This window comes from Streptomyces sp. NBC_01445 (assembly GCF_035918235.1).
Taxonomy (GTDB): Bacteria; Actinomycetota; Actinomycetes; order Streptomycetales; family Streptomycetaceae; genus Streptomyces.
This window is the reverse complement of sequence record NZ_CP109485.1, coordinates 5404639-5429072: the sequence shown is the minus strand read 5'-3', so window position 1 is coordinate 5429072 and position 24434 is coordinate 5404639. Positions and strand designations below refer to the sequence as shown.

At 70.1% G+C, this 24434-nt stretch carries 23 protein-coding genes; 17 read left to right on the top strand and 6 right to left on the bottom strand.

The features are described 5' to 3' along the window. The first annotated feature begins 137 nt into the window (after positions 1–137). Positions 138–1607: an aminopeptidase P family protein gene (locus OG574_RS24750; RefSeq protein ID WP_326774998.1), complete on the top strand. Its 1470-nt coding sequence runs from the start codon at positions 138–140 to the stop codon at positions 1605–1607. Positions 1608–1735: 128 nt separating this feature from the next. Here OG574_RS24750 and OG574_RS24745 read toward each other — a convergent pair whose 3' ends face one another. Then, the gene (locus OG574_RS24745) at positions 1736–2197 is read right to left on the bottom strand and encodes an ATP-binding protein (protein ID WP_326774997.1); all 462 of its coding nucleotides are present in this window, start codon (positions 2195–2197) and stop codon (positions 1736–1738) included. A gap of 238 nt (positions 2198–2435) precedes the next feature. Here OG574_RS24745 and OG574_RS24740 point away from each other — a divergent pair, with 238 nt between their 5' ends. The 9 genes from OG574_RS24740 (at position 2436) to OG574_RS24700 (ending at position 12569) form a co-directional block, all read left to right on the top strand. Next, on the top strand, positions 2436–3242 hold the full coding sequence (locus OG574_RS24740; RefSeq protein ID WP_326774996.1) for a hypothetical protein: 807 nt from the start codon (positions 2436–2438) through the stop codon (positions 3240–3242). 147 nt (positions 3243–3389) lie between these two features. Then, positions 3390–4148, top strand: a complete 759-nt coding sequence (locus OG574_RS24735; protein ID WP_326774995.1) for a YcnI family copper-binding membrane protein — start codon at positions 3390–3392, stop codon at positions 4146–4148. Positions 4149–4251: 103 nt separating this feature from the next. Beyond that, positions 4252–4950 carry an SCO family protein gene (locus OG574_RS24730; protein WP_326774994.1) on the top strand — a complete coding sequence of 233 codons (699 nt, stop codon included), beginning with the start codon at positions 4252–4254 and terminating at the stop codon, positions 4948–4950. After that, the gene (locus tag OG574_RS24725) at positions 4947–5525 is read left to right on the top strand and encodes a copper chaperone PCu(A)C (protein WP_326774993.1); all 579 of its coding nucleotides are present in this window, start codon (positions 4947–4949) and stop codon (positions 5523–5525) included. The genes OG574_RS24730 and OG574_RS24725 overlap by 4 nt, the downstream gene beginning before the upstream one ends. A gap of 14 nt (positions 5526–5539) precedes the next feature. Next, positions 5540–7528: a copper resistance CopC/CopD family protein gene (locus tag OG574_RS24720; RefSeq protein ID WP_326774992.1), complete on the top strand. Its 1989-nt coding sequence runs from the start codon at positions 5540–5542 to the stop codon at positions 7526–7528. 9 nt (positions 7529–7537) lie between these two features. Further along, positions 7538–8791 carry an iron uptake transporter deferrochelatase/peroxidase subunit gene (gene efeB / locus OG574_RS24715; protein WP_326774991.1) on the top strand — a complete coding sequence of 418 codons (1254 nt, stop codon included), beginning with the start codon at positions 7538–7540 and terminating at the stop codon, positions 8789–8791. Positions 8792–8801: 10 nt separating this feature from the next. Then, the gene (gene pheA / locus OG574_RS24710) at positions 8802–9737 is read left to right on the top strand and encodes a prephenate dehydratase (protein WP_326774990.1); all 936 of its coding nucleotides are present in this window, start codon (positions 8802–8804) and stop codon (positions 9735–9737) included. A 733-nt stretch (positions 9738–10470) separates the two neighbouring features. Then, positions 10471–11748 (top strand): serine--tRNA ligase, encoded by a 1278-nt coding sequence (gene serS / locus OG574_RS24705; protein ID WP_326774989.1) that lies wholly within the window; start codon positions 10471–10473, stop codon positions 11746–11748. Next, positions 11745–12569 (top strand): HAD family hydrolase, encoded by an 825-nt coding sequence (locus OG574_RS24700; protein ID WP_100597165.1) that lies wholly within the window; start codon positions 11745–11747, stop codon positions 12567–12569. The genes serS and OG574_RS24700 overlap by 4 nt, the downstream gene beginning before the upstream one ends. 353 nt (positions 12570–12922) lie before the next feature. Here the strand turns inward: OG574_RS24700 and OG574_RS24695 are convergent, their stop codons facing one another. The 5 genes from OG574_RS24695 to OG574_RS24675 all read right to left on the bottom strand — a co-directional run bounded on the left by OG574_RS24695 (position 12923) and on the right by OG574_RS24675 (position 16777). Then, positions 12923–13147 (bottom strand): SGM_3592 family protein, encoded by a 225-nt coding sequence (locus tag OG574_RS24695; protein ID WP_100597166.1) that lies wholly within the window; start codon positions 13145–13147, stop codon positions 12923–12925. Positions 13148–13279: 132 nt separating this feature from the next. Beyond that, on the bottom strand, positions 13280–13999 hold the full coding sequence (locus OG574_RS24690; RefSeq protein WP_100597167.1) for an ABC transporter permease: 720 nt from the start codon (positions 13997–13999) through the stop codon (positions 13280–13282). A gap of 9 nt (positions 14000–14008) precedes the next feature. Next, on the bottom strand, positions 14009–14920 hold the full coding sequence (locus OG574_RS24685; protein ID WP_100597168.1) for an ABC transporter ATP-binding protein: 912 nt from the start codon (positions 14918–14920) through the stop codon (positions 14009–14011). Next, the gene (locus OG574_RS24680; RefSeq protein WP_326774988.1) at positions 14917–15822 is read right to left on the bottom strand and encodes an ABC transporter permease; all 906 of its coding nucleotides are present in this window, start codon (positions 15820–15822) and stop codon (positions 14917–14919) included. The genes OG574_RS24685 and OG574_RS24680 overlap by 4 nt, the downstream gene beginning before the upstream one ends. Then, positions 15812–16777 carry an ABC transporter ATP-binding protein gene (locus tag OG574_RS24675; protein ID WP_100597170.1) on the bottom strand — a complete coding sequence of 322 codons (966 nt, stop codon included), beginning with the start codon at positions 16775–16777 and terminating at the stop codon, positions 15812–15814. The genes OG574_RS24680 and OG574_RS24675 overlap by 11 nt, the downstream gene beginning before the upstream one ends. A 243-nt stretch (positions 16778–17020) precedes the next feature. On the opposite strand from OG574_RS24675, the gene OG574_RS24670 reads away from it, so the two are divergent. From OG574_RS24670 to OG574_RS24640, 7 genes are all read left to right on the top strand, one after another. Continuing rightward, on the top strand, positions 17021–17863 hold the full coding sequence (locus tag OG574_RS24670) for a M24 family metallopeptidase (protein ID WP_326774987.1): 843 nt from the start codon (positions 17021–17023) through the stop codon (positions 17861–17863). Next, positions 17863–19644, top strand: coding sequence for an SDR family oxidoreductase (locus OG574_RS24665; RefSeq protein WP_326774986.1), 1782 nt, complete (start codon positions 17863–17865; stop codon positions 19642–19644). The genes OG574_RS24670 and OG574_RS24665 overlap by 1 nt, the downstream gene beginning before the upstream one ends. Before the next feature lie 65 nt (positions 19645–19709). Next, positions 19710–20594 carry a metal-dependent hydrolase gene (locus OG574_RS24660; protein WP_326778600.1) on the top strand — a complete coding sequence of 295 codons (885 nt, stop codon included), beginning with the start codon at positions 19710–19712 and terminating at the stop codon, positions 20592–20594. Positions 20595–20685: 91 nt separating this feature from the next. Continuing rightward, positions 20686–21636, top strand: coding sequence for a MerR family transcriptional regulator (locus tag OG574_RS24655; RefSeq protein WP_326774985.1), 951 nt, complete (start codon positions 20686–20688; stop codon positions 21634–21636). Between the two features lie 115 nt (positions 21637–21751). Next, positions 21752–22294: an RNA 2'-phosphotransferase gene (locus OG574_RS24650; RefSeq protein WP_326774984.1), complete on the top strand. Its 543-nt coding sequence runs from the start codon at positions 21752–21754 to the stop codon at positions 22292–22294. An 85-nt stretch (positions 22295–22379) separates the two neighbouring features. Next, entirely contained in the window at positions 22380–23318 is a 939-nt protein-coding gene (locus OG574_RS24645; protein WP_326774983.1) for an LLM class flavin-dependent oxidoreductase, read from the top strand. An 88-nt stretch (positions 23319–23406) separates the two neighbouring features. Then, positions 23407–24327, top strand: a complete 921-nt coding sequence (locus OG574_RS24640) for a Cof-type HAD-IIB family hydrolase (RefSeq protein WP_326774982.1) — start codon at positions 23407–23409, stop codon at positions 24325–24327. Positions 24328–24434: the final 107 nt, after the last annotated feature.

The window sequence follows — 24434 nt, the reverse complement described above, 5'->3', positions numbered from 1 at the left end:
GGTACAGCCCGTAGCCCTTGATGTAACAGGTCTTCCGGCCCTGGGCCCCCTTCCGTACGACCGTACGATGGAGGGGGTCCATCGTTGTACCCAGGCCGCACCCAGGCCGATCCCAGGGCCGTATCTAGGAGGAAGACGTGTCGGAGGAGCTCACCCCGGAGAACCCGGAGATCGCTCAGACCGAGAGCGACGAGCCGATCAAGCAGCGCAAGAACGGCCTGTACCCGGGCGTGTCCGATGAGCTCGCCGAGAGCATGAAGTCCGGCTGGGCCGACACGGAGCTGCACGGCCTCGAGCCGATCGCGCAGGCGTCCGAGACGGCCGCCCGCCGCGCCGCCCTCTCCGCGCGCTTCCCCGGTGAGCGCATCGTCGTCCCCGCGGGCAACCTCAAGACCCGTTCGAACGACACCGAGTACGCCTTCCGCGCCTCCGTCGAGTACGCGTACCTGACCGGCAACCAGACGGAGGACGGCGTCCTCGTCCTTGAGCCGACGGTCTCCGGGCACGACGCGACGATCTACCTGCTGCCGCGCTCCGACCGCGAGAACGGCGAGTTCTGGCTGGACGGCCAGGGCGAGCTGTGGGTCGGCCGCCGCCACTCCCTCGCCGAGGCCGAGCAGGTCTACGGCATCCCCGCCTCCGACGTGCGCGAGCTCGCCGGCCACCTGGCCGAGGCGAGCGGCCCGGTCCGCGTGGTGCGCGGACACGACGCCGGCATCGAGGCCGCCCTGACCGACAAGGTCACCCGCGAGCACGACGACGAGCTGCGCGTCTTCCTCTCCGAGGCCCGCCTCGTGAAGGACGCGTTCGAGATCGGCGAGCTGCAGAAGGCCGTCGACTCCACCGTCCGCGGCTTCGAGGACGTCGTGAAGATCCTCGACAAGGCCGAGGCCACCAGCGAGCGCTACATCGAGGGCACGTTCTTCCTGCGCGCACGCGTCGAGGGCAACGACATCGGCTACGGCTCGATCTGCGCCTCCGGCCCGCACGCCTGCACCCTCCACTGGGTCCGCAACGACGGCCCGGTCCGCTCCGGCGACCTGCTCCTCCTGGACGCGGGCGTCGAGACGCACAGCCTCTACACCGCCGACGTGACGCGCACGCTGCCGGTCAACGGCCGCTACACCGAGCTCCAGAAGAAGATCTACGACGCCGTGTACGAGGCCCAGGAGGCCGGTATCGCGGCCGTCAAGCCCGGTGCCAAGTACCGCGACTTCCACGACGCCGCGCAGCGTGTGCTCGCCGAGAAGCTCGTCGAGTGGGGCCTCGTCGAGGGCCCGGTCGAGCGCGTCCTCGAGCTCGGCCTCCAGCGCCGCTGGACGCTGCACGGCACCGGCCACATGCTCGGCCTCGACGTCCACGACTGCGCCGTCGCGCGCACCGAGACGTACGTGGACGGCACGCTGGAGCCCGGCATGTGCCTGACCGTCGAGCCCGGTCTGTACTTCCAGGCCGACGACCTGACCGTGCCGCAGGAGTACCGCGGCATCGGCGTCCGGATCGAGGACGACATCCTCGTGACCGAGGACGGCAACCGGAACCTCTCCGCCGGCCTGCCGCGCCGCTCGGACGAGGTCGAGGCGTGGATGGCTCAGCTCAAGGGCTGAACCACGCGCGCGTAGAGACGCGTTTGCGAAGTGGCCGGGCACGGCGTGACGGTGCCCGGCCGCTGTCGTGTCCGGAGGGGGTCGGGGTGTCGTGCCGGGACGGGTCTGGCTTTCGTGTCCGGAGGGGGTCAGACCGAGACCAGGGGCGCGTCCTCGCGCCACTTGAGCACCTTGTCGAAGCTGACCACCGCGCCGCCCCTGCCCGGTCTGTTGACGAAGTGGACGTGGTCCGCGAGCTCCTGGATGAGACAGAGTCCGCGGCCGTGCTCGGCGTGGTCGGGGGCGGGCTTGAGCAGCGTCGTGCCGCGGCCGCGCAGGGCCGGGAAGCCGGGACCTGAGTCGGCGACCTCGATGCGACAGGTCTCGCCCTCCAGGTAGGCCGTGACCCGGTACGCGCCCGCCGGATCGTCGGGGTCCGGATCACCGCCGTGCTCGACGGCGTTGGCACAGGCCTCGGTGAGGGCGACGGACAGGTCGTACGAGATGTCGGGGTCCACGCCCGCGGTGTCCATGGTGTCGATCAGCAGGCGTCGGGCGAGCGGAACGCTCGCGGCCTCGCGGCGCAAGTGCAGAGACCACCAGATGCTCATGCTCCAGCCTCCAGGCCGCGGCTCGACATACCGATACGTATTGCCGCAACGACCCCTGTGCAATCGCGTGTTTCACGTGATACCGCCCATACGGCGGACGCGCGGACCGGTGGCGGCGGTGTACGGAGCCGGCTTCAGCGGTGTCCGGAGTCGGCTTCAAGGGGGCGGGGCGGAAGATTCCGGACCTTGTGGACCTGCCGTATGAGGCGGGTAAGCCCAGTGCGATGATGAGCCCGCCATGTCTGCCCCCCACCAGCGCGAGGCGCGCACCGGAACGGATGTCCGGCTGCTGAGGGCCGCGGTGTTCACCGCGGTCTGCGTCGCGTTGTCCGCGGCCGGACATGTGCTCGCCTCGTGCGCCACCGTCCCGCTGTGGACGTTGGGCGTCGGGTTCCTCGCGGTGTTCGCCGTGGCGGCGCCGCTCGCCGGGCGCGAGCGCTCGCTGCCGGGCATCGCCGCCGCTCTCGCGGTCGGCCAGACCGGTCTGCACACCCTCTTCGGCGTGGGCCAGCACGGCGCCATGACGATGACGCAGACCGCACAGGAACCCTCGGTCGTGGAGCGCGCGGCCCGGCTCATGTGCGGCTCCGGCATGGCGGCGATCAGCCCCGCGCAGGCGCAGAAGATCCTGTCGGACGCCGGCATCGAACCCGGTTCCGGAACGGGCATGCACCACCACACCGCCACCGAAGCGGTCACCTCCATGCCGCTGCTGCCGTCCCTGCCGATGCTGCTCGGGCACCTGCTCGCCGCAGTCGTCGCGGGCTGGCTGCTGCGCCATGGAGACCTCGCGCTCGGCCGGCTCGTCCGCCTCTCGGCGAACTCGGCGCATGGAGTCGCCCAGGGGGCGCTCGTCCGTTCCTTGCGCGCCGCTCTCGCGCTCGTACGCGCCCTCAGGGCCGGTCTGCCCGGGGCTGCGGAAGCGGCGCCCCATGTGGTGCCCATCGAGCTCCTCGCGCCACTGCCTCTGCACACGACGGCACTTCAGCACTCGGTGATCAGGCGCGGCCCGCCCGTGGGCGACGCGTTCCGTCTCGCTGCCTGACACGACACACGTACTCCACGCGGGGCCCTGCACGGGTTCCCGCCCAGCGCGGAGGAGTGTCGTGCGGCACGCGCGCGTGCCCCGTTCCCGGTGCGCGCACTCACCGTTCGCCTGATCTCGCTGAACCCGAGTGGAGTGGTTTCTGCCATGAAGAAGATTTCCCGCGTCGCCGCAGTCGGTGCCACCGCCGCGTCCGCCGTCCTGGTGCTCTCCGTCCCCGCCTTCGCACACGTGAGCGTGCAGCCTGAGGGCGTCGCCGCCAAGGGTGGATACGCCGTCGTGAACTTCAAGGTGCCGAACGAGCGCGACGACGCCGCGACCACCAAGGTCGAGGTCAACTTCCCGACCGACCACCCGCTGGCCTCGGTCATGCCCGAGCCCATCCCCGGCTGGACGGCCAAGGTCACCAAGTCCAAGCTCGACAAGCCGCTGGAGATGCACGGCGAGAAGATCGACCAGGCCGTCTCCCAGGTCACCTGGACCGCCGACGGCTCGGGCAAGGACAAGGGCATCCAGCCCGGCTTCTTCCAGAAGTTCCCGCTCTCCATCGGGCAGCTGCCCGAGGACACGGACGAGCTCGTCTTCAAGGCGATCCAGACCTACGACAACAAGGAAGTCGTGCGCTGGATCGAGCCGCAGGCCAAGGGCCAGGAGGAGCCGGAGAACCCGGCGCCCACTCTGGAGCTCTCGGCCGCGACCGAGGACCACCACGGCGGCGCCGCGGCCGACGACAGCGCCAAGTCGGATGACGACAAGGCGGCCACGGCCTCCTCGTCGGACAGCTCCTCCGACAGCTCCTCCGACAGCGACACCACCGCACGCGCCCTCGGCATCGCCGGCATCGTCGTCGGCGCCGCCGGCGTGGCCTTCGGGGTGCTCGCGGGACGCCGTCGTACCAACAGCTGAACCAGCCGCGGGTGTGCACCGGGGCCGGCGCAGACGTCGCCCCCCGTGGCCGTCGGCCGACCCCGGTGCACACCGGCCCGCCTCACATCTGGGACATTTTTCTATGCGCTCTCCCCGTAAGACCCCGCACACAGGTCCTCGCCAGACCCTCCGCAAGAAGACGCTGCTCGCCGCCGGGCTCATCGCCGCGGCCTCGCTCGCCCTCTCCGCCTGTGGCAGTGGCGACGACAGCAGCAAGCCCGTGGCCGAGGTCTCCGCCGAGACCGGCTCGAACAAGGCCGCGACCGTCCTCGACTCGCCCTTCAAGAAGCCGGACCTCGTCCTCACGGACACCCACGGCAAGAAGTTCGACCTGCGCGAGCAGACCAAGGGCAAGCCCACGCTGATCTACTTCGGCTACACCCACTGCCCCGACGTGTGCCCCCTGACGATGAGCAACATCGCCGTCGCCAAGAAGGCACTGCCGAAGGCCGAACAGGACAAGCTCCAGGTCGTCTTCGTCACCACCGACCCGGACCGCGACACCGCGCCCGTCCTCGGCAAGTGGCTCAAGGCGCAGGACCCCGACTTCATCGGCCTGACCGGCGACTTCGCCACCATCCAGGGCAGCGCCCGCACCCTCGGCATCTCCATCGAGCCGACGGAGAAGGACAAGAACGGCAAGCTCGTCTCGATGCACGGCACCCAGGTCATCGCCTTCTCGCCGAAGACCGACGCCGGGTATGTCCTGTACGGCGAGGACGCCACCGTCGACGACTACACCAAGGACCTCCCCAAGATCATCAAGGGGGAGCAGCCGTGAGGCGTACACCGCTCGTCCTCGGCGCCACGGCGCTGGCGGCCGGGCTCGCCCTCACGGCCTGCGGCTCGGGCGACTCGTCGGCCTCGGCGTCCTCCGGCAAGCCCGCGGTAAAGGTCGGCGGGGCGTTCATACCGGCGCCCGCGGGCGGCGACATGGCGGCCGGCTTCTTCATCGTGCACAACAGCGGCGGCGCCGACACGCTCACCTCGGTGACCAGCTCCATCGCCCAGCAGGTGACCCTCCACTCCACGAAGGGCGGAGTGATGAAGGAGCAGAAGGCCTTCCCCGTCCCGGCCGACGGCGAGCTCGACTTCGAACGCGGTGGCAACCACCTCATGTTCGAAAACCTCAAGCAGACGCCGAAGGAGGGCGACAAGGTGTCCGTGAAGCTGCACTTCGCCAAGTCCGGCACCGTCACGGTGACCTTCCCGGTGAAGGCCGCCACCTACAACCCGACGGCCAAGTCGGCGCACTCGTCGATGTCGGCACACTCATCGATGTCGTCGATGGCATCAAGTTCCTCGGTGTCGTCGATGGCATCGCACAAGTCACACCCGTCGCACACGTCGCACTGAGGGGCTGACCGTTCGTGAAGACCATCGCTCCCCGCTTCCGGCACCTGTTGCTGCTGCTCCTCGCCGTCACCGGCGCCCTCCTCGCCGGCGCCGCGCCCGTCTCCGCGCACGCCGCGCTGACCGGGAGCGACCCGAAGCAGGGCGCGGTGGTCGAGCAGGCCCCCACACGGGTGTCCCTGACCTTCTCCGAGGAGGTCGCCATGTCCGCCGGCTCCGTACGGGTTCTCGACCCGGCCGGAAAGCGCGTCGACACCGGCAAGACGACCGACCTCGGTGGCACGACTTACGGCGTCCCCCTCCACTCCGGACTGCCCGACGGCACGTTCACCGTCGCCTACCAGGTCGTCTCGGCCGACAGCCACCCCGTCTCCGGGGCGTTCACCTTCTCCATCGGCGCCCCCTCCAAGACCACCGCGGCACTGCCCGACCAGACCGCGGGCGGCGGTGTCGTCGGCGGGCTCTACGGCGTCGCGCGGTACCTCTCCTACGGGGGGTTCATCCTCACCGTCGGCGGCGCGGCCTTCGTCCTCGCCTGCTGGCCGCGCGGAGCGGGCGTACGCCCTGTGCAGCGGGTCGTGGTGGGCGGCTGGATCACCCTCACCGGCGCGACCCTCGCCATGCTCCTGATGCGCGGCTCCTACACAGGGTCCGGCGCGATCGGTGACATCTTCGACCTGACCCTCCTCGGGCAGGTCCTGCAGACCAAGTCGGGCGCGGCACTGGTGTCACGGCTCCTGCTCCTCGCCGCCGCCGCCCTCTTCATCGCCGTGCTCTTCGGCGCGTACGAGAAGCGGACCGACCCCAAGGAGAAGAAGGACCTCACCTTCGGGCTCGCGATCGGCGGCGCGGTCGTCGCCGCCGGTCTCGCCGCCACCTGGGCGATGGCCGAGCACGCCTCCACCGGCATCCAGGCCGGACTCGCCATGCCCGTCGACGTTCTGCACCTGCTCGCGGTGGCGGCCTGGCTCGGCGGACTCGCCACCCTGCTCGTCGCCCTGTACCGGGCGCCCTCGATCGAGGCCACCGCCGTCCGGCGGTTCTCCCGGGTGGCGTTCTGCGCGGTCTCCACGCTGGCCGCGACCGGGCTCTACCAGTCGTGGCGCCAGGTCGGCTCCTGGTCGGCACTCACCGGCACCCGTTACGGGCAACTGCTGCTGCTCAAGATCGGGCTCGTCGCCGTCCTGGTCGGCGTCGCCTGGATCTCGCGGAAGTGGACGGGACGCCTGTCGGAGGGCCTCGCCCCGGAGGCCGCCGCAACCACTGTGATCGAGGAGCGCACGCGGTCGGAGGAGGCGGTGACGGTACCTACCGGCGGCGCTTCGAAGGGATCGTCGTCGTCCGCGGAAGGGGGTAGTGGCGAAGCGGGTTCCGGTTCCGGTGGCAATACGGGTTCCGGTGCCGGCAGCGATACGGGTTCCGGCTCCGACGTCGACGACAAGAGGTCCGCCCAGCTCGCCCGCCAGCGCGCCGCGCTCACGACCGCTCGCGAGAAGCGCATACGGGACGCCGACCCGGGCCGCTCCGGACTGCGTCGCTCCGTACTCACCGAGGCCGGCGTCGCCGTCGTCCTGCTCGTCGTCACCACCGTGCTCACCTCCACCGAGCCGGGCCGCACCGAGGAGGAGGCCAAGGCCGTCACCGCAGCGGCCTCCCAGCGGTCGGGGCCGCTCTCCCTGAAGCTGCCGTTCGACACGGGCGGCCAGGACGGCAAGGGCACGCTTCTGCTGGACATGGATCCCGGGCGCACCGGCAGCAACGACATGCACGTCTATGTGGAGCGCCCCAACGGCAAGGCGTTCGACGTCCCCGAGGTGAAGGTCTCCTTCACCCTCGCCGCGAAGAAGCTCGGCCCCCTGCCGGTCGTTCCCGACCACATCGCCACCGGACACTGGAGCGCGAGCGGCGTACAGATCCCCGTGGCGGGCGACTGGAAGATCGCGATCACCGTGCGCACATCCGACATCGACCAAGTGACCGTCAACAAGAACGCGAAGATCGGCTGACCCCCCACCATGGCTGACTCCGAGAACCGGACCGACTCCGGCATCTCCCGACGGCGGCTGCTCGGCACCGCGGGCGCGACGGGCCTCGCCCTGGGCACCGTGGGCGGCGCCGCGGGGTACGCGACCGCTTCGTCGAACTCCCCCGACGCCGCCGCGTCGTTGACCTCCCTCGGCGCGGACCGCGTGATGTTTCACGGGAAACATCAGCCCGGCATCACGACCCCGACGCAGTCCCGCGGGCACCTGATCGCCTTCGATCTCGCGCCGGGCGCCGGACGCAAGGAAGCGGCTGCCCTGATGCGGCGCTGGTCGGCCACCGCCCAGCGGCTGATGGCCGGGGAAGCCCTCGACGACTCCGACACCGACGTTGCCGGCGACGCCGGTCCTTCATCGCTGACGCTCACCTTCGGCTTCGGCCACAGCTTCTTCTCCCGTACGGGGCTGGAGAAGCAGCGCCCGGCGGCCCTCGACCCGCTGCCCGACTTCTTCTCCGACCACCTCGACAAGGCCCGGAGCAACGGCGACCTGTGGGTGCAGATCGGCGCGAACGACGCGCTGGTCGCTTTCCACGCCCTGCGCGCGGTCCAGCGGGACGCGGGGGAAGCGGCCAGGGTGCGCTGGCAGATGAACGGCTTCAACCGCTCGCCCGGCGCCACCTCCCACCCCATGACCGCCCGCAATCTCATGGGCCAGATCGACGGAACCAACAACCCGAAGCCGGCCGACGCCGACTTCGACAAGCGGATCTTCGTGCCCGCGTCGGGCGACCCCGCCTGGATGGCCGACGGCTCGTACGCCGTCGTACGGCGCATCCGCATGCTCCTCGACGACTGGGAGAAGCTGTCGGGCAAGGCACAGGAGGACGTCATCGGGCGCAAGAAGTCCGACGGCGCGCCCCTGACCGGCGGCACGGAGACCACGAAGCCGGACCTGGAGAAGACCGGCGCCGACGGCAAGCTCGTCATACCTATCAACGCCCACGCGCGCATCACCCGGCCCGACCAGAACGGCGGCGCCGCGATGGTCCGCCGCCCGTTCTCGTACCACGACGGCGTCGGCCACGACGGGGTGCCGGACGCCGGGCTGCTCTTCATCTGCTGGCAGGCGGACCCCCTGCGCGGCTTCGTGCCGGTGCAGCGCAAGCTCGACCGGGGAGACGCCCTGTCGGACTTCATCCGTCACGAGTCGAGCGGGCTGTTCGCGGTGCCCGGCGGGGCGGCAAAGGGCGAGTACGTGGGGCAGGCGTTGCTGGAGGCCCATTAGGGTGACCAATATGTCAGCCAGCTACGCGTATCTCGGCCCTCAGGGCACCTTCACCGAGGTTGCTCTGCGCACGCTCCCGGAGACCGCCACCCGGGAACTCGTTCCGATGGTGTCCGTGCCCGCCGCACTCGACGCCGTACGCAACGGCGAGGCCGAGGCCGCGTTCGTGCCGATCGAGAACTCTGTCGAGGGCGGCATCACGACCACGCTCGACGAGCTGGTGGCCGGCGAGCCGCTGATGATCTACCGCGAGGTGCTGCTCTCCATCACCTTCGCGCTGCTGGTCAGGCCCGGTACGCAGGTGTCGGACATCAAGACGGTGACGGCCCACCCCGCGGCTCAGCCGCAGGTCCGCAACTGGATGAAGGCGAATCTCGCCGAGGACGTGACGTGGGAGTCCGCGGCGTCGAACGCGGACGGTGCGCGCCTCGTCCAGGAGGGTCGCTACGACGCGGCGTTCGCGGGCGAGTTCGCCGCGGAGCGCTACGGCCTGGTGCCACTGGTCACCGAGATCCATGATGCGGAGAACGCGCAGACGCGCTTCGTCCTCGTCGGCAAGCCGGCCCGCCCCGCCGCGCCCACCGGCGCGGACAAGACCTCCGTGGTCATCTGGCAGCGCGACGACCACCCGGGCGCGCTGCTCGAACTGCTCCAGGAGTTCGCGGTGCGCGGGGTCAACCTGATGCTGCTGCAGTCCCGGCCGACCGGTGAGGGCATCGGGAACTACTGCTTCGCCATCGACGCGGAGGGCCATATCTCGGACCGCCGCGTGGGCGAGGCGCTGATGGGGCTCAAGCGGGTCTGCCCGCAGGTGCGCTTCCTGGGCTCGTATCCGAGGGCCGGGGTCACCGTGGCGGACGTCCGGACTCCGCGGACGGGAACGTCCGACAGCGACTTCATGGCGGCGTCCGACTGGCTCGCGCGCTGCCAGGACGGCCGTTTCTGACGCCTTTGCGTTCCAGCTGGCGGCGCCTTGGGGCATACGGGTTCCGGCGCATTCGGGCATACGGGTTCCGGTGCCTTGGGGCATACGGGTTCTGACGGGTTTCCGGCGTCTTCGGGCGCCGGATTTCGACGTCCTCAGAACCAGTCCTACCTGCAGATTTTCGCCATCCACAGAAGTTATCCACAGGCGTGCTTCTCGACCTGGGGACAAGTCGACACCATCTCGCTACATGGTCGACAAATCGCCCTACGGCCCACAACTCCGTCCACAGGTGCGCACGTCACCCCTCGTCCACTCTTTTCCTTTGATCAACTCTATAGAGCGAACCATTTCCACTCGAAAGTGCGTGTGAGATGGGTTTGGATCGGGAATCCTTCGCCGCTCATGCGGCTTTCGGAACGATCTCTTCCGGCATCCACAGATCTTTCGCACAGCCTGTGGATAACTTTTCGGGGAGCCGCATCCCTGTGGACAACCCCGCCGCCAAGTCCCGCCCCGCACAAGGGGATTTGGTCAAGCGGCCGTGCCGCGTCTGCCCCATTTCGGGGAATGGAGCCCTTTTCATTGACCGGCGTCCACAGTGTCCGACCGGCCCCGAGAAGATCCATTTCGGCCGCGAGCTTCGCCGCGCGTCGACCGCCCATTGCCGAATTCACATCCGGCAAATCGGGCAAAAGGTAACGCACGGGATATCGGTTCGTGCGGTGGAACCGCGCACCGGTAGCCTTGAGGGGTGATTGACCTTCGCCTGCTTCGTGAGGACCCCGACCGTGTTCGCGCCTCCCAGCGCGCCCGTGGAGAGGACGTCGCACTCGTCGACGCCCTGCTCTCCGCCGACGAGCGGCGCAGGTCGTCCGGGCTCCGCTTCGACGAGCTCCGTTCCGAGCAGAAGTCGCTCGGCAAGCTGATCCCCAAAGCCTCCGCCGACGAGAAGCAGGAGCTCCTGAAGAAGGCCGGCGAGCTCTCCGCCGCCGTCAAGAGCGCCGAGGCCGAGCAGCGCGAGGCCGACGAGGAGACCCAGCGCCTCGCCCTCCTGCTGGGCAACATCGTGCACACGGACGTCCCGGTCGGCGGCGAGGAGGACTTCGTCGTCCTCGAGACGCACGGCACGATCCGCGACTTCGGCGCCGAAGGCTTCGAGCCCAAGGACCACCTGGAGCTCGGCGAGGCGCTCGGCGCCATCGACGTCGAGCGCGGCGCCAAGGTGTCGGGCTCGCGCTTCTACTACCTGACGGGCGTCGGCGCGCTCCTCGAACTCGCCCTGGTGAACGCGGCGATCGCGCAGGCCACCGAGGCCGGCTTCATCCCGATGCTGACGCCGGCGCTGGTGCGCCCGCGCGCCATGGAGGGCACGGGCTTCCTCGGCCAGGCCGCGGAGAACGTGTACCACCTGGAGAAGGACGACTACTACCTGGTCGGCACTTCCGAGGTCGCGCTCGCCGGGTACCACATGGACGAGATCCTCGACGCGGACAAGCTGCCGCTGCGCTACGCCGGCTTCTCGCCCTGCTTCCGCCGCGAGGCCGGTACGTACGGCAAGGACACCCGGGGCATCTTCCGCGTGCACCAGTTCGACAAGGTCGAGATGTTCTCGTACGTCGCTCCCGAGGACGCCGAGGCCGAGCACACGCGGCTTCTGGAGTGGGAGAAGCAGTGGCTGACCGGCCTCGAACTGCCCTTCCAGGTCATCGACGTGGCGACGGGCGACCTCGGGTCCTCGGCCTCGCGCAAGTTCGACTGCGAGGCGTGGATCCCGACGCAGGGCAAGTACCGCGAGCTGACCTCGGCGTCGAACTGTGACGGCTTCCAGGCCCGCCGTCTGTCCATCCGGATGCGCGACGGCAAGAAGGTCCAGCCGCTGGCGACGCTGAACGGCACGCTGTGCGCGGTGCCGCGCACCATCGTGGCCATCCTGGAGAATCACCAGCAGGCCGACGGCTCAGTGAGGGTGCCCGAGGTGCTGCGTCCGTACTTGGGGGGCCGAAAGATCCTGGAGCCGATCAACAAGTGAGCCACCCTGCTCCGCTGGATCACCCGTTCCCGTACAAACTCGTCGCGACCGATCTCGACGGGACGCTTCTGCGGCCCGACGACACGGTCTCCGAGCGGACGCGTGAGGCGCTCACCGCGGTCACCGCGGCGGGCGCCGCCCACATCATCGTGACCGGGCGGGCCGTGCCCTGGACCCGGCACATCCTCGACGACCTCGGCTACGAGGGGCTCGCGGTGTGCGGGCAGGGCGCGCAGGTCTATCACGCCGGCGAGCACCGGCTACTGACATCGGTGACCCTCGACCGGCAGCTGGCCGGTCTCGCGCTCTCCAAGATCGAGGCGGAGGCCGGGCCGCTGGCTCTGGCCGCGAGCCGTGACGGCCTCGATGGCGAGGTCGTCGTGGGGCCCGGCTATCAGGTGCAGGAGGGCCCCCTGCCGGTCATCCCGTTCACGGATGTCACCGAACTGTGGGCGGCGCCGCTGAACAAGGTGTACGTGCAGCACCCGGGCATGACCGACGACGAGCTGGCCGCCGTGGCGCTGGCCGTGGCCGGTGATCTGGTGGGCGTCACGATGGCGGGCGAGGGCATCGTCGAGCTGCTGCCGCTCGGTCTCTCGAAGGCGACCGGTCTCTCGCTGGCCGCACGCCGGCTGGGCGCGAAGGCGGCCGACACGATCGCTTTCGGCGACATGCCCAACGACATCCCGATGTTCGGCTGGGCGGCGCACGGCGTGGCGATGGCCAATGCCCACGCGGAGCTCAAGGCCGTCGCGGACGAGGTCACGACGTCGAACGCGGACGACGGCATCGCGGTGGTCCTGGAACGCCTGCTGGGCTGACGGCCTGCCGTCGCCGCGGCCGTCCGCGGGTGCCGTTCCCTTGGGGCGCGGCACTGAGAAGTCTGGGTGGGCGGCCCGCGCACCGGGAAGGTGCACGCTCGAAGCGGCCGCCCCGGGCAGCCTCCCCGTGAGCCGGCTCATACAGAGTGAGTAACTACTCCGGAGCCTGCCGTGGGCTGCCCTGCTGGGAGCTCGACGGAATCTTGACCGACATCGTCTCGCTCCTCTCCCAGTAGGCGGGCGCCGTGCGCGGCGCGGTTACAGAACTACTGTGCCTCTGCCGGGAGTTGGGCGCCACCGAATAAAACGTGGCCAGGCGCGCGCCTGGGCCTGTCCGGCCCAGACGAGAGGCCCTAGCGCTTGCGCCACTTGCGGCGGCGGGCGCGGCTGAAGAACCAGCCCGCGGGCGGCTCGTCGGAGCGCCACGGCTGGGGCTCCGGGGACTCGTTCCGCCAGCGTGCGGCGAGCATGCGGGCCCGCGCGGACGGCTCCGTGGTCTCGGCGGACCGTATGAAGTCCTCGTCGAGGGCCACGCCCTCCCATGTCTCGTCCCGCTCACGCTCCGGCTCCGCCGTCATCTCCACTCCTCCTGGAACGGGTCACCTTTCCGGGACAGATCAGCTTCCTGGAAAACGGGGCGCTCTCCCGGAAAACACGTCACCCTCCCGACCAGTGTCCTGATGGGAGGGTGAAGCCGCTGTCAAGAGCTGTCACTCCTCGCCGGCGAGCTTCAGCGTGCGCAGCTTCTGGCCCGCGTACCAGGTGGCGAGCACGGTGACCCCGGCGAGCAGGACGGTGGCGAGAGGGAGGCCGACGTCCGAGGTGATGAGGTCGCCGCCCGCCACCTTGTGGGCCACGGCGAGGGACCACTGCTGCACGCTGAGGGTGCGCGCACCGGCCACGAGGGACCCGAAGAGCGCTTCCCAGACCAGGGCGTAGACGAGGCCGAAGACCACCGCGTGGCGCGTGATCGTGCCGAGGAGCAGGAAGAGCGCGGCGTACGCGATGGAGGCGACGAGAGCCGCGATGGTGTAGGCGACGGCGATCTGCTGCCCGTTCCCGTTCAGGATCAGGCCCGCGATGAGGGTGGGGACCGCGGAGAACACCATGGTCACGGCGATGGCGACGATCAGCTTGGTGAAGATGATCGTCGGGCGCTTGATCGGCTTCGCCAGGAGGTAGACGACGGAGCCGTCGTCGATCTCGGGGCCGATCGCGCCCGTGCCCGCGATGACGCCGATGATCGGCACCATCGTGGCGAGCGCGAACCCGCCGAGCACGTCGGCGGCGATCTGGTCGTCCGCCCCGGTGAGGCCGCGCACGAGCGCGGAGATGGCGATGAGCAGGACGGGCAGGGCACACAGGATGAGGGCCCGGCGGCGGCCGAGCAGGGCTCGGTAGGTGAGCCGGGCGACAGTGGGGTCGTACATCAGGGCCTCCTACGCCGCGACCAGATACGAGAACACGGACTCGAGGGACTCGTCGGACGGCGAGACCGTGAGCAGTCTGATGCCGTGGGCCTTGGCGACCTGGGGCAGCAGGGTGGTGAACCGGCCGAAGTCGACGGCCTGGACGCGCAACGCGCCCTCCTTGAGGTCGACTTCGATGCCCGCGGTGGACGGATCCGCGATCAGCGCGGCCGCGAGGGCGCGGTCGTCGCTGGAGCGGATGAGGTAGCGGTGCGGACGGTCGGTCATCAGGCGGCGGATCTTGCGGAAGTCACCGCCGGCCGCGTGGCGCCCGGCGACGATCACCTCGATGTGGGAGGCGAGCTGCTCGACCTCTTCGAGGATGTGCGACGAGAAGAGGACCGTGCGGCCCTCGGCGCCCATGCGGCGCAGGAGGTCCATGAGCTGCATGCGCTGGCGCGGGTCCATGCCGTTGAACGGCTCGTCGAGCAGCAGCACGGACGGCTCGTGGACGAGGGCGGACGCCATCTTCACGCGCTGGCGCATGCCCTTGGAGTACGTCGAGATCTTGCGGTCCTGCGCGTACTCCATCTCGACCGTGGCGAGCGCCTTCTGCGCCTCGTGCGTGCCGAGGCCCTGCAACTCGGCGTTGGCGACGACGAATTCGCGGCCGGTGAGGAAGTCGTACATCGCCTCGCGCTCGGGGACGATGCCGATGTGGCGGTAGACCTGTTCGTTGCGCCAGATCGGCTCTCCGTCGAGGGTGACCGTTCCGTTCGACGGGGCGAGGAAGCCGCCCATCATGTTGATGAGGGTGGACTTTCCCGCGCCGTTCGGGCCGAGGAGGCCGGTGACGCCGGGGGAGATCGTCATCGTGATGTCGTTGACCGCCACCACGTTGCCGAACCAGCGCGATACGTGGTCGATGTTGATCGTGGTCACAGTCCGACCTTCCGGTAGCGGCGCATCAGGAGGCCGTAGCAGCCCGCGATGAGTCCGAGCACGACGAGCAGATAGACGACGCCCTGGCCGGTCGAGGGGCCGTGTCCGCCGGGGAAGGCGGAGGTGGCGCCGAGGAAGGCGGTCTGCACGCCGTCGATGAGGGTGACCGGCGAGAAGAGGCCGAGCCACGTGATCGCGCCGCCGTTGTCCTGCGAGTCGGCGATGGCCTGGACGGTGGAGACCGCTCCGTAGGAGATGGTCATGACGGCGATGACGGCGGCGATGCCGAAGCCTCGGCGGGGGGTGATCGCCGAGACGACGAGGCCGATGCCGGCGAAGAGCAGCGAGAGCAGAGCCACGGAGACCAGTCCCTGGGCGAATCCCTTGGTCTGTTCGGCGAAGTCGAGCTTGGCGAGCAGCGCGCCTACGTAGAGCACGATCAGCGGGGCCGCCGTGAGCGCGAAGAGGGCGGAGGTCATGGCCGCGAACTTCGCCAGGACGTAGTCACCGCGCTCGATGGGGCGGGAGAAGTACAGGGGGACCGTCTTGAAGCGCAGGTCGCGCGAGACGGACTGGGGTGCCTGGGAGGCGAGATAGAGCCCGATGACGGCCTGCAGGAGGATCGCGTAGCGCGTGTAGTCGACCGGCAGGTCCTTCATCTTGGTGGTGACGGCCACCGCGACCATGATCAGCGCGGGGACGCACATCACGACGAAGAGCAGCATCGGCAGCACTTTGGACTTGGCCGAGCGGCCGAGGCCGTAGGCGCCGCGCAGGCTCTGGGAGAAGAGCGAGCGGCGGGCGTAGGCGCGGCCGAGGCGCGGGCCGTCGTAGTGGCGGTAGCCGATGTTGTGGATGCGGGTCTGCTCACCGGCGAGGGTGAGGGACTGCTCAACCGCCATGGGTGACCGCCTCCTTCCGCTCGTTGTCCGTCTCTGAGCGGAAGACTTCCGCGATGTGGTGCCTGCGCTGCTCCATCCGGATCAGCCCGAGGCCGAGCTCGGCGACGATGTCGCGCACGAGGTCGTAGGTGTCGTCGCTCTGGGTGGTGATCAGCACCGTGTGTCCGGCGCCGGGCAGCTCTCCGCCGGTCGCGGTCTCGATGCCGCGCAGGGCGAAGGCCTCACGCAACGCACGCGTACCGTCCGGGTGTTCGTCGGAGTCGGTGACCTCGATCGCCAGAGTCGTCGTGGTCTGGGTGAAGTCCGTGGTGGAACTGGAGCGCAGGAGCTTTCCGCCGTCGACCACTACGACGTGGTCACAGGTGCGCTCCAGCTCGCCCAGGAGGTGCGAGGTGACGAGGACCGAGATGCCGAAGTCGGTGTGGACGCGACGGATCAGGTCGAGCATGTCGTCACGGCCGACCGGGTCGAGGCCGTTCGTCGGTTCGTCGAGGAAGACGAGCTGCGGGTCGTGGACAAGAGCCTGCGCGAGCTTCACGCGCTGCTTCATGCCCGTGGAGTAGCCGCCGATGGGGCGGTAGCGCTCTTCGTAGAGGCCGACGTGGCGGAGAGTGTCGGCGGTGCGCTCGCGGGCCGCGGTGGGCGGCAGGCCCGACATGCGCGCCATGTGGACGACGAACTCGGTGGCCGAGACGTCGGGCGGCAGGCAGTCGTGTTCCGGCATGTAGCCGACGCGTTCGCGGATGGCGGCGCCTTCGGTGGCCACGTCGAGGCCGAGCACGGCGGCGCGGCCCTCCGTGGCGGGGGACAGACCCAGAAGGATCTTGATCAGAGTGGACTTGCCGGCTCCATTGGCTCCGACGAGTCCCGTCACACCGGGCCCGATGTCCATGGAGAGCCGGTCAAGCGCGGTCACCCGGGGGAACCGCTTGCTCAGGCTTTCGGTCGCGATCACAGTCACACCTCGAAGGTAGTGGCGCAGACCACACGGGTCGTCAGACCAGGGGGTTGTCCCGGTCTCAGACTCGAGTACTACGGGTCCCTAGGGGTTCCTCCCTGAGTCGCCCTCCGTGAGCTCCCGGAGTTTTCCACAGGCTGCCGTGCACACCCCTTGACGCAGCCGCCAACCATTGTCACATTCATCAGTGTCAAGTTACGAGCGCGTACGGCAACGGACCGGACACGGACGGACGGTGGCATGACCCCAGCAGTGGTACGTGAACTCTCCGCGGAGCTGCGGGGGTTCAGAGAAGTCCAGTCCCTCGCGTACGAGTGCGCGGAGGCTGTCGCGGCGCAGCTCAAGCCGGGCGTGACGGAGCGCGAGGCCGCCCGGATGCAGCGGGAGTGGCTGCGGGAGCGCGGGGTGCGCGACTGGTTCCATCTGCCGTTCGCCTGGTTCGGCGACCGCACGGCGTTCGCCGGCTTCCGGATCCCGCTCCAGTTCTTCCCGACGAACCGGAAGCTGGAGGCGGGGATGCCGTTCATCCTCGACATGGCCCCGGTCTACAAGGGCTGTACGGCGGACATCGGCTACTCGGGCTCGCTCGGCCTCAATCCCGTGCAGGACAAGCTGCTCGCCGACCTCGAGGCCCACCGCGAGCTGATCGTCCGCGAGGTCCGCGAGCGCCGTTCCCTGCGGGAGATCTACGAGGACGTGGACCGGCTCATGGTCCGCCAGGGCTACGCGAACCGGCATCGCGCGTACCCGTTCGGCGTGATCGCGCACAAGGTGGACCGCGTCAAGGAGCGCCGGATGTCCCCGACGCTGTTCGGCTTCGGCACGCAGTCCCTGAAGGGGCTCGCGAGCGACGCGATCCATGGGCACCGGGACGGCTGGTCCCCGCTGTGGTCGCCGTACAAGTTCTCCGACCATCCGCCGCAGCCGGGCCTGTGGGCGGTGGAGCCGCACCTCGGCTTCCGGGGTACGGGCGCGAAGTTCGAGGAGATCCTGGTCGTCACCGACTCCAAGGACCCCGAACAGAGCGCGTTCTGGCTGGACGACGATCTGCCGCACGTGCGGCGCTGGGCGGAGGGCATCTGATGACGGGAATCAAGGGGCTGGCCGGAGCGCGGGAGCGCTGGGTCAGCACGGGCGGTATCGAGCTGTGCGTGGCCGAGCTGGGCGACCCGGACCGGCCCACGGTGCTGCTCGTGCACGGGTACCCGGACTCCAAGGAGGTGTGGTCGGAGGTCGCCGAGCGGCTCGCGGACCGCTTCCATGTGGTCCTGTACGACGTGCGGGGCCACGGCAGGTCGACGGCGCCGACGCCGCTGCGCGGCGGGTTCACGCTGGAGAAGCTGACGGACGACTTCCTCGCGGTCGCCGACGCGGTCAGCCCGGACAAGCCGGTCCATCTGGTCGGCCACGACTGGGGTTCGGTGCAGTCCTGGGAGTTCGCCACGGTCAAGCGCACCGAGGGCAGGATCGCGTCCTTCACCTCGATGTCGGGCCCGTCGCTCGACCACTTCGGGCACTGGATCAAGAAGCGCATGGCGCGGCCGACGCCCCGCAGGGTGGGCCAGCTGCTCGGCCAGGGCGCCAAGTCCTGGTACGTCTACATGCTGCACACGCCCGTGCTGCCCGAGCTCGCCTGGCGCGGTCCGCTCGGCAAGCGCTGGCCGAAGATCCTCGAGCGCATGGAGAAGGTGCCGGCGGGCGACTACCCGACGCCGTCCCTGCCGTCGGACGCGGCCCACGGCGCCTGGCTCTACCGGGACAACGTACGGGCGCGGCTCAGCAGGCCACGCGCTGACGCGTACGCGCACGTGCCGGTGCAGCTCGTCCTGCCCCTGGGCGACATCTTCCTGTCCGAGCGGCTCTATGACGAACTGGAGCTGTGGGCACCGGGGTTGGTCCGCCGCACGCTGCCGGCCAAGCACTGGGTGCCGCGCACCCGGCCGGATCAACTGTCCGCGTGGATCAGCGAGTTCGTCCTGGCGAACGAGGAGCGGGAGGCGGGCCTGCCCGCACGGCGCACGAAGGCGACGGGCAAGCACGCCGAGCGCTTCGGCGGCCAGCTGGTGCTGGTCACGGGCGCGGGCAGCGGGATCGGGCGGGCCACGGCCTTCGCGTTCGCCGAGGCCGGCGCGCGCGTGGTGGCCGTCGACCGGGACACGGAGAGCGCGGCCCGCACCGCCGAGATGGCCCAGCTCATAGGCGCCCCCCAGGCGTGGGCCGAGACCGTCGACGTCGCCGACGAGCAGGCCATGGAGAAGCTCGCCGAGAAGGTCGCCGCCGAGTACGGCATCGTCGACGTGCTGGTGAACAACGCGGGCATAGGCCTGTCCGGGTCCTTCTTCGACACCACGCCGGAGGACTGGAAGAAGGTCCTCGACGTCAATCTGTGGGGTGTCATCCACGGCTGCCGCCTCTTCGGCAAGCAGATGGCCGAGCGAGGACAGGGCGGCCACATCGTGAACACGGCGTCCGCCGCGGCGTTCCAGCCCTCCAAGGCTCTGCCCGCCTACAGCACGTCCAAGGCCGCCGTCCTCATGCTCAGCGAGTGCCTGCGCGCCGAGCTGGCGGGCCAGGGAATCGGCGTCTCCGCGATCTGCCCCGGCCTGGTGAACACGAACATCACGGCGACGGCCCGGTTCGCCGGGGTCGACGCCGAAGAGGAGAAGCGCCGCCAGAAGAAGTCCTCGCGCCTGTACGGCCTGCGGAACTATCCGCCGGAGAAGGTCGCCGACGCGATCCTGTCCGCCGTCGTGCGCAATCAGGCGGTCGTCCCGGTCACGCCCGAGGCCCGCGGCGCCCACCTCATGTCCCGCTTCACGCCCAAGGCCCTGCGCGCCGTCGCACGATTGGAGCCGCCGTTGTGAGCACTGAGGAGAGCGCCGGGCCCACCGGACACAGCGAGCTCACCGGGGACACCGGGCACTACGCGATCACCCCGCGCCGGGTCTCCTTCGACTGGGAGACGACGCCGCTGCACTGGATACCGGGCGAGCCCACGGCGACGCACGTCATCAATGTGCTGCACCTGCTGCTCCCGGCGGGGGAGCGGTGGTTCGTGAAGGTGTTCAAGGAGGGCCTGCCGCTCGTCGACGATCCCGAACTGCTCGGGGACGTCAAGGGGTTCATGGGTCAGGAAGCCACGCACAGCGTGCAGCACGCGTACGTCCTCGACCATCTGGCGGCGCAGCGGCTCGACACCGCGGACTTCACGAAGTACGTCGACTTCCTCTTCGAGAAGCTTCTCGGCGAGCGGCCGCCGCTGGGTGCCCCGGTCTCCACCCAGGAGTGGCTGCGCTTCCGGCTCTCCGTCGTCGCTGCGATCGAGCAGTTCACCGCGGTCCTGGGGAACTGGGTGCTGCATGCCGAAGGGCTCGACGCGGCGGACACGGACGAGGTCATGCTCGACCTGCTGCGCTGGCACGGCGCGGAGGAGGTCGAGCACCGCGCGGTCGCCTTCGACATGTACCAGCACTGCGGCGGCGAGGGCCTGCCCCGCTACGCCCGCCGGCTCGCGGGCATGGCCGTCACCGTTCCCGTGATGCTGTATCTGTGGGCCTGGGGCGCGGCGTATCTCATACGTCACGACCCGCAGCTCGTCGGACGGATGCGCTACTCGCTGGCGGAACACAACAGGGCGGTGCGCAAGGGGCTGCTGCCCAGCTGGCGGGAGCTGGGTGCGGCGATACCCCGCTATCTGCGGCGGTCGTACCATCCCTCGCAGGAGGGGTCGCTGCGCAAGGCCGTCGAGTATCTGGCGCAGTCGCCCGCGGCCAGGACGGCGGCGGGCGCGATCGGCCGGACCGCTCTGTCCTAGGGCCTTTCGTTCGGTCCGGCCGCACGCGGTCGACGTCCGGAACACGGGGCGGCGCCGCCTTCCCACACAGCACGGCAGAGGGATGTGAAACGTGACGGAGCAGGCTGTGGCCGAGTACCGGATCGAGGACCTGGCGCACCGCAGCGGCGCCACGGTCCGCACCATCCGCGCCTACCAGGACCGCGGGCTACTCCCCCGCCCAGAGCGGCGCGGCCGGGCCAATGTGTACGGGGACACGCATCTGGCCCGGCTGCGGCAGATCGCCGACCTCCTCGACCGCGGGTACACCCTGGCCTCGATCAAGGAGCTCCTCGAGGCGTGGGACGCGGGGCGCGGGCTCGGGGGTGTGCTCGGCCTGGTCGCGGAGGTCGACGGGCCGTGGACCGACGAGAAGGCCGACCGGATCTCGCGCGCCGATCTCGCGGCACGGTTCGGGGGCAGCGAGGACGCGGCGGCCATCGCCGACGCGGTGGCGCTCGGGATCCTGGAACAGATCCCCGGACACGACGACGAGTTCCTGGTCCCGAGTCCTCAAGAGCTGGCCGTGGCCGCCGAGTTGCATGCGGCCGGCGTTCCATTGCCCGCGATCTCCGGCCATCTAAGGGAGTTGAGGGGTCAGATCGAGCACATCGCCACGCGTTTCCTGGAGTTCACGACCGAGCATGTCTTCGCGCGCTATCTCGGCCCGTTGCCCCCGACGGACGCCGAGGCGGCCGAGGCGGCCTCGCTCGTTCGCAGACTCCGGCCGCTCGCGCAGCAGTCGGTCGACGCCGAACTGGCGCGTGCGATGAAGCTGTTCGCCACTCGGCACCTCCACCGGCACCTGTCGGAGGGCCCGGTCACCTCGCCTGTGGAGGAAGCCCATTCGGTGGCTCTTCCCGGTGACACGATCCGCGCTGTACAGAGCCTCGTTGGTGCTGAGCGCGTCCCCGAGTTCATCGCCGCTGCGACCGAACGGGAAGTACAAGCAAGAACATTGAACACTCTCACCTCAAACCACCGCGATTCACGCCAGATTGACCAAATGCCGCCAATCGCATGATGGTTGTCCACAGAATCGCCAAATCCCCTGTGGATAACCGGACTTGGCTGTGGATCAAACCTGCGAACAGAAAAATCACATGCGCGAGGAGTGAGACGCCCGCCACTCTGACGGGATGGACGAAAGACGCACCGTCAAGGTGTCGAAGTACCTCTCGAAGCATCTGCGGCATCAGCCGGAGCGGATCGGACTGACCCTCGACGAGGGCGGCTGGGTCGAGATCGGCACGCTGCTCGCCGCGGCCGCCGCCCACGGCTTCCGCATCACGCGGGACGAGCTCGACCACGTCGTCGCCGCCAACGACAAGCGGCGCTTCGCGATCGAGGGCTCCCGGATCCGCGCCAGCCAGGGCCACACCGTGGACGTCGACCTCGGACTGCCCCCGGCGACCCCGCCCGCGTACCTCTACCACGGCACTGTCGCCTCGGCCCTGGACGCCATCCGCGCCGAGGGGCTGCGGCCCATGAGTCGGCACGACGTCCACCTCTCACCCGACCGAGAGACCGCCACCCGCGTCGGCGCCCGCCGCGGCCGCCCCGTCGTGCTGTCCGTTGACGCGGGAGCGATGCACCGGGACGGCCACACGTTCCGCGTCAGCGCCAACGGCGTCTGGCTCACGGAGGCCGTTCCACCCCGCTACCTGCGGTTTCGCGGCTGAGACCGACCGGACCCGCGAGACGCGGTCCCCCATACCGCCGTCACCCCCGGCCCACGCCCGGCGCGCGCCGCTTAGGCTCTGGGGCATGAGCGATCAGCCCCGTCAGCCCACGCCCGCCCTGCGCCTGAGCACCGTGATCCTGCCCTACCGCCGCTGGCACGAGGGCAGCCGAGCCGCGTGGCAGCGCGCCGAGGAGCTGGGCTTCCACACCGCGTACACCTACGACCACCTGGCCTGGCGGACCTTCCGCGACGGGCCGTGGTTCGGCGCCGTGCCGACCCTGACCGCCGCCGCGTCCGTCACGGAGCGGATGCGCCTCGGCACGCTCGTCACCTCGCCGAACTTCCGGCACCCGGTCACGCTGGCCAAGGAGCTGATCTCCCTCGACGACATCTCCGGTGGCCGGATCACCCTCGGCATCGGCGCGGGCGGCAACGGCTTCGACGCGACGACGCTCCTGAAGGCCGGCGAGGAGCCGTGGTCCCCGCGCGAACGGGCCGACCACTTCGCCGAGTTCGTGCCGCTGCTCGACCGGCTGCTGAGCGAGGACTCGGTGACGTACGACGGCGAGTTCTACTCGGCCCAGGAGGCGCGGAACATCCCGGGTTGCGTGCAGCGGCCCCGACTGCCCTTCGCGGTGGCCGCGACGGGACCGCGCGGACTGAAGGTGGCCGCCCGGCACGGGCAGGCGTGGGTGACGACGGGCGACCCGAAGCTGTTCGAGACGGGCACCCCCGAGGAGTCGATTCAAGCCATTCGCGGACAGGCGGCCAAGCTCGCCGGTGCCTGCGCCGAGATCGGCCGGGACGCCGCCGAACTCGACAAGGTCCTCCTCACCGGGTTCACCCCGGACCGCGGCCGTCCGCTGGAGTCCGTGGACGCCTTCGTCGACTTCGCCGGCAAGCACGCCGCCCTGGGCATCACCGAGATCGTGATCCACTGGCCCATCCCCGACTCGGCGTTCGCCGCCGACCAGAAGGTCTTCGAAAGCATCGCCACGGAGGCCCTGGCCCAGCTCGGCTGAAGCCCCGCAGCAACCCGGTGGAACCGGTGGGGCGCCTGCGCGAGGACCGTACTCATCTGCGCGCCCCACCGCACGCCCGTGCGCGCATATGCGGGACACTAGTGCGGTGACCTCACCGACTCCTCGGCCCTGGACCCCGGCCGCCAACGCCCCCGCGCCCCGGCTCGTCGCCACGGACCTGGACGGCACGCTGTTGCGCGACGACAAGTCCGTCTCGCCGCGGACGGTCGCCGCGCTCGCCGCCGCCGAGCAGGCGGGCATCGAGGTCTTCTTCGTGACCGGCAGGCCGGCCCGCTGGATGAACGTCGTCAGCGACCACGTGCACGGCCACGGCCTGGCGATCTGCGGGAACGGCGCGGCCGTGGTGGACCTGCACGGCGGCCCCGGCCGCCACCGGTTCGTGAAGATCAGGGACCTCGCGCCCGGGACCGCCCTCGACGTCGTACACATCCTGCGCGCCGCCGCGCCCGGTACGGCCTTCGCGGTCGAGCGGACCGGCGGCCTCCACCACGAGCCGACGTACCCGCCGCTGCACCTGGAGGCGGGGGAGAGCGTCGCCGCCGCCGAGAAGCTGCTCGCCGACGGCTCGCCCTGCGCCGACCAGCCGGTCCTCAAGCTGCTCGCGTACCACGCGGACCTCGCCCCCGACGAGTTCCTCGCCCTGGCCCGCGAGGCCGTCGGCGACCGCGCGGCGATCACCCGCTCCAGCCCCAGCGCGCTCCTGGAGATCAGCGGCCCCGGCGTCTCCAAGGCCAGCACCCTCGCGCTGTGCTGCGCCGAGCGCGGCATCACGGCGGCCGAGGTCGTCGCCTTCGGGGACATGCCCAACGACGTGGAGATGCTCACGTGGGCGGGCACCTCGTTCGCGATGGGCAACGCGCACCCGGAGGTGCTCGCCGCTGCGTCGGGCCACACGGTGCCCAACAACGAGGACGGCGTGGCCGCGGTCATCGAGCAGATCCTGGCGGCGCGTCGACCCTGCGGGGACGGCGCATCGGGCAACTCCTAGAAGCACGGGAAGAAACGGTCCCCCGCACGTGGACCCGCCCCGCGCACAGCCCTCGTGCCCCCTGGAGCGGCACCCCGTGCTGCCCAAGCCATGGCACGAGGCGATCC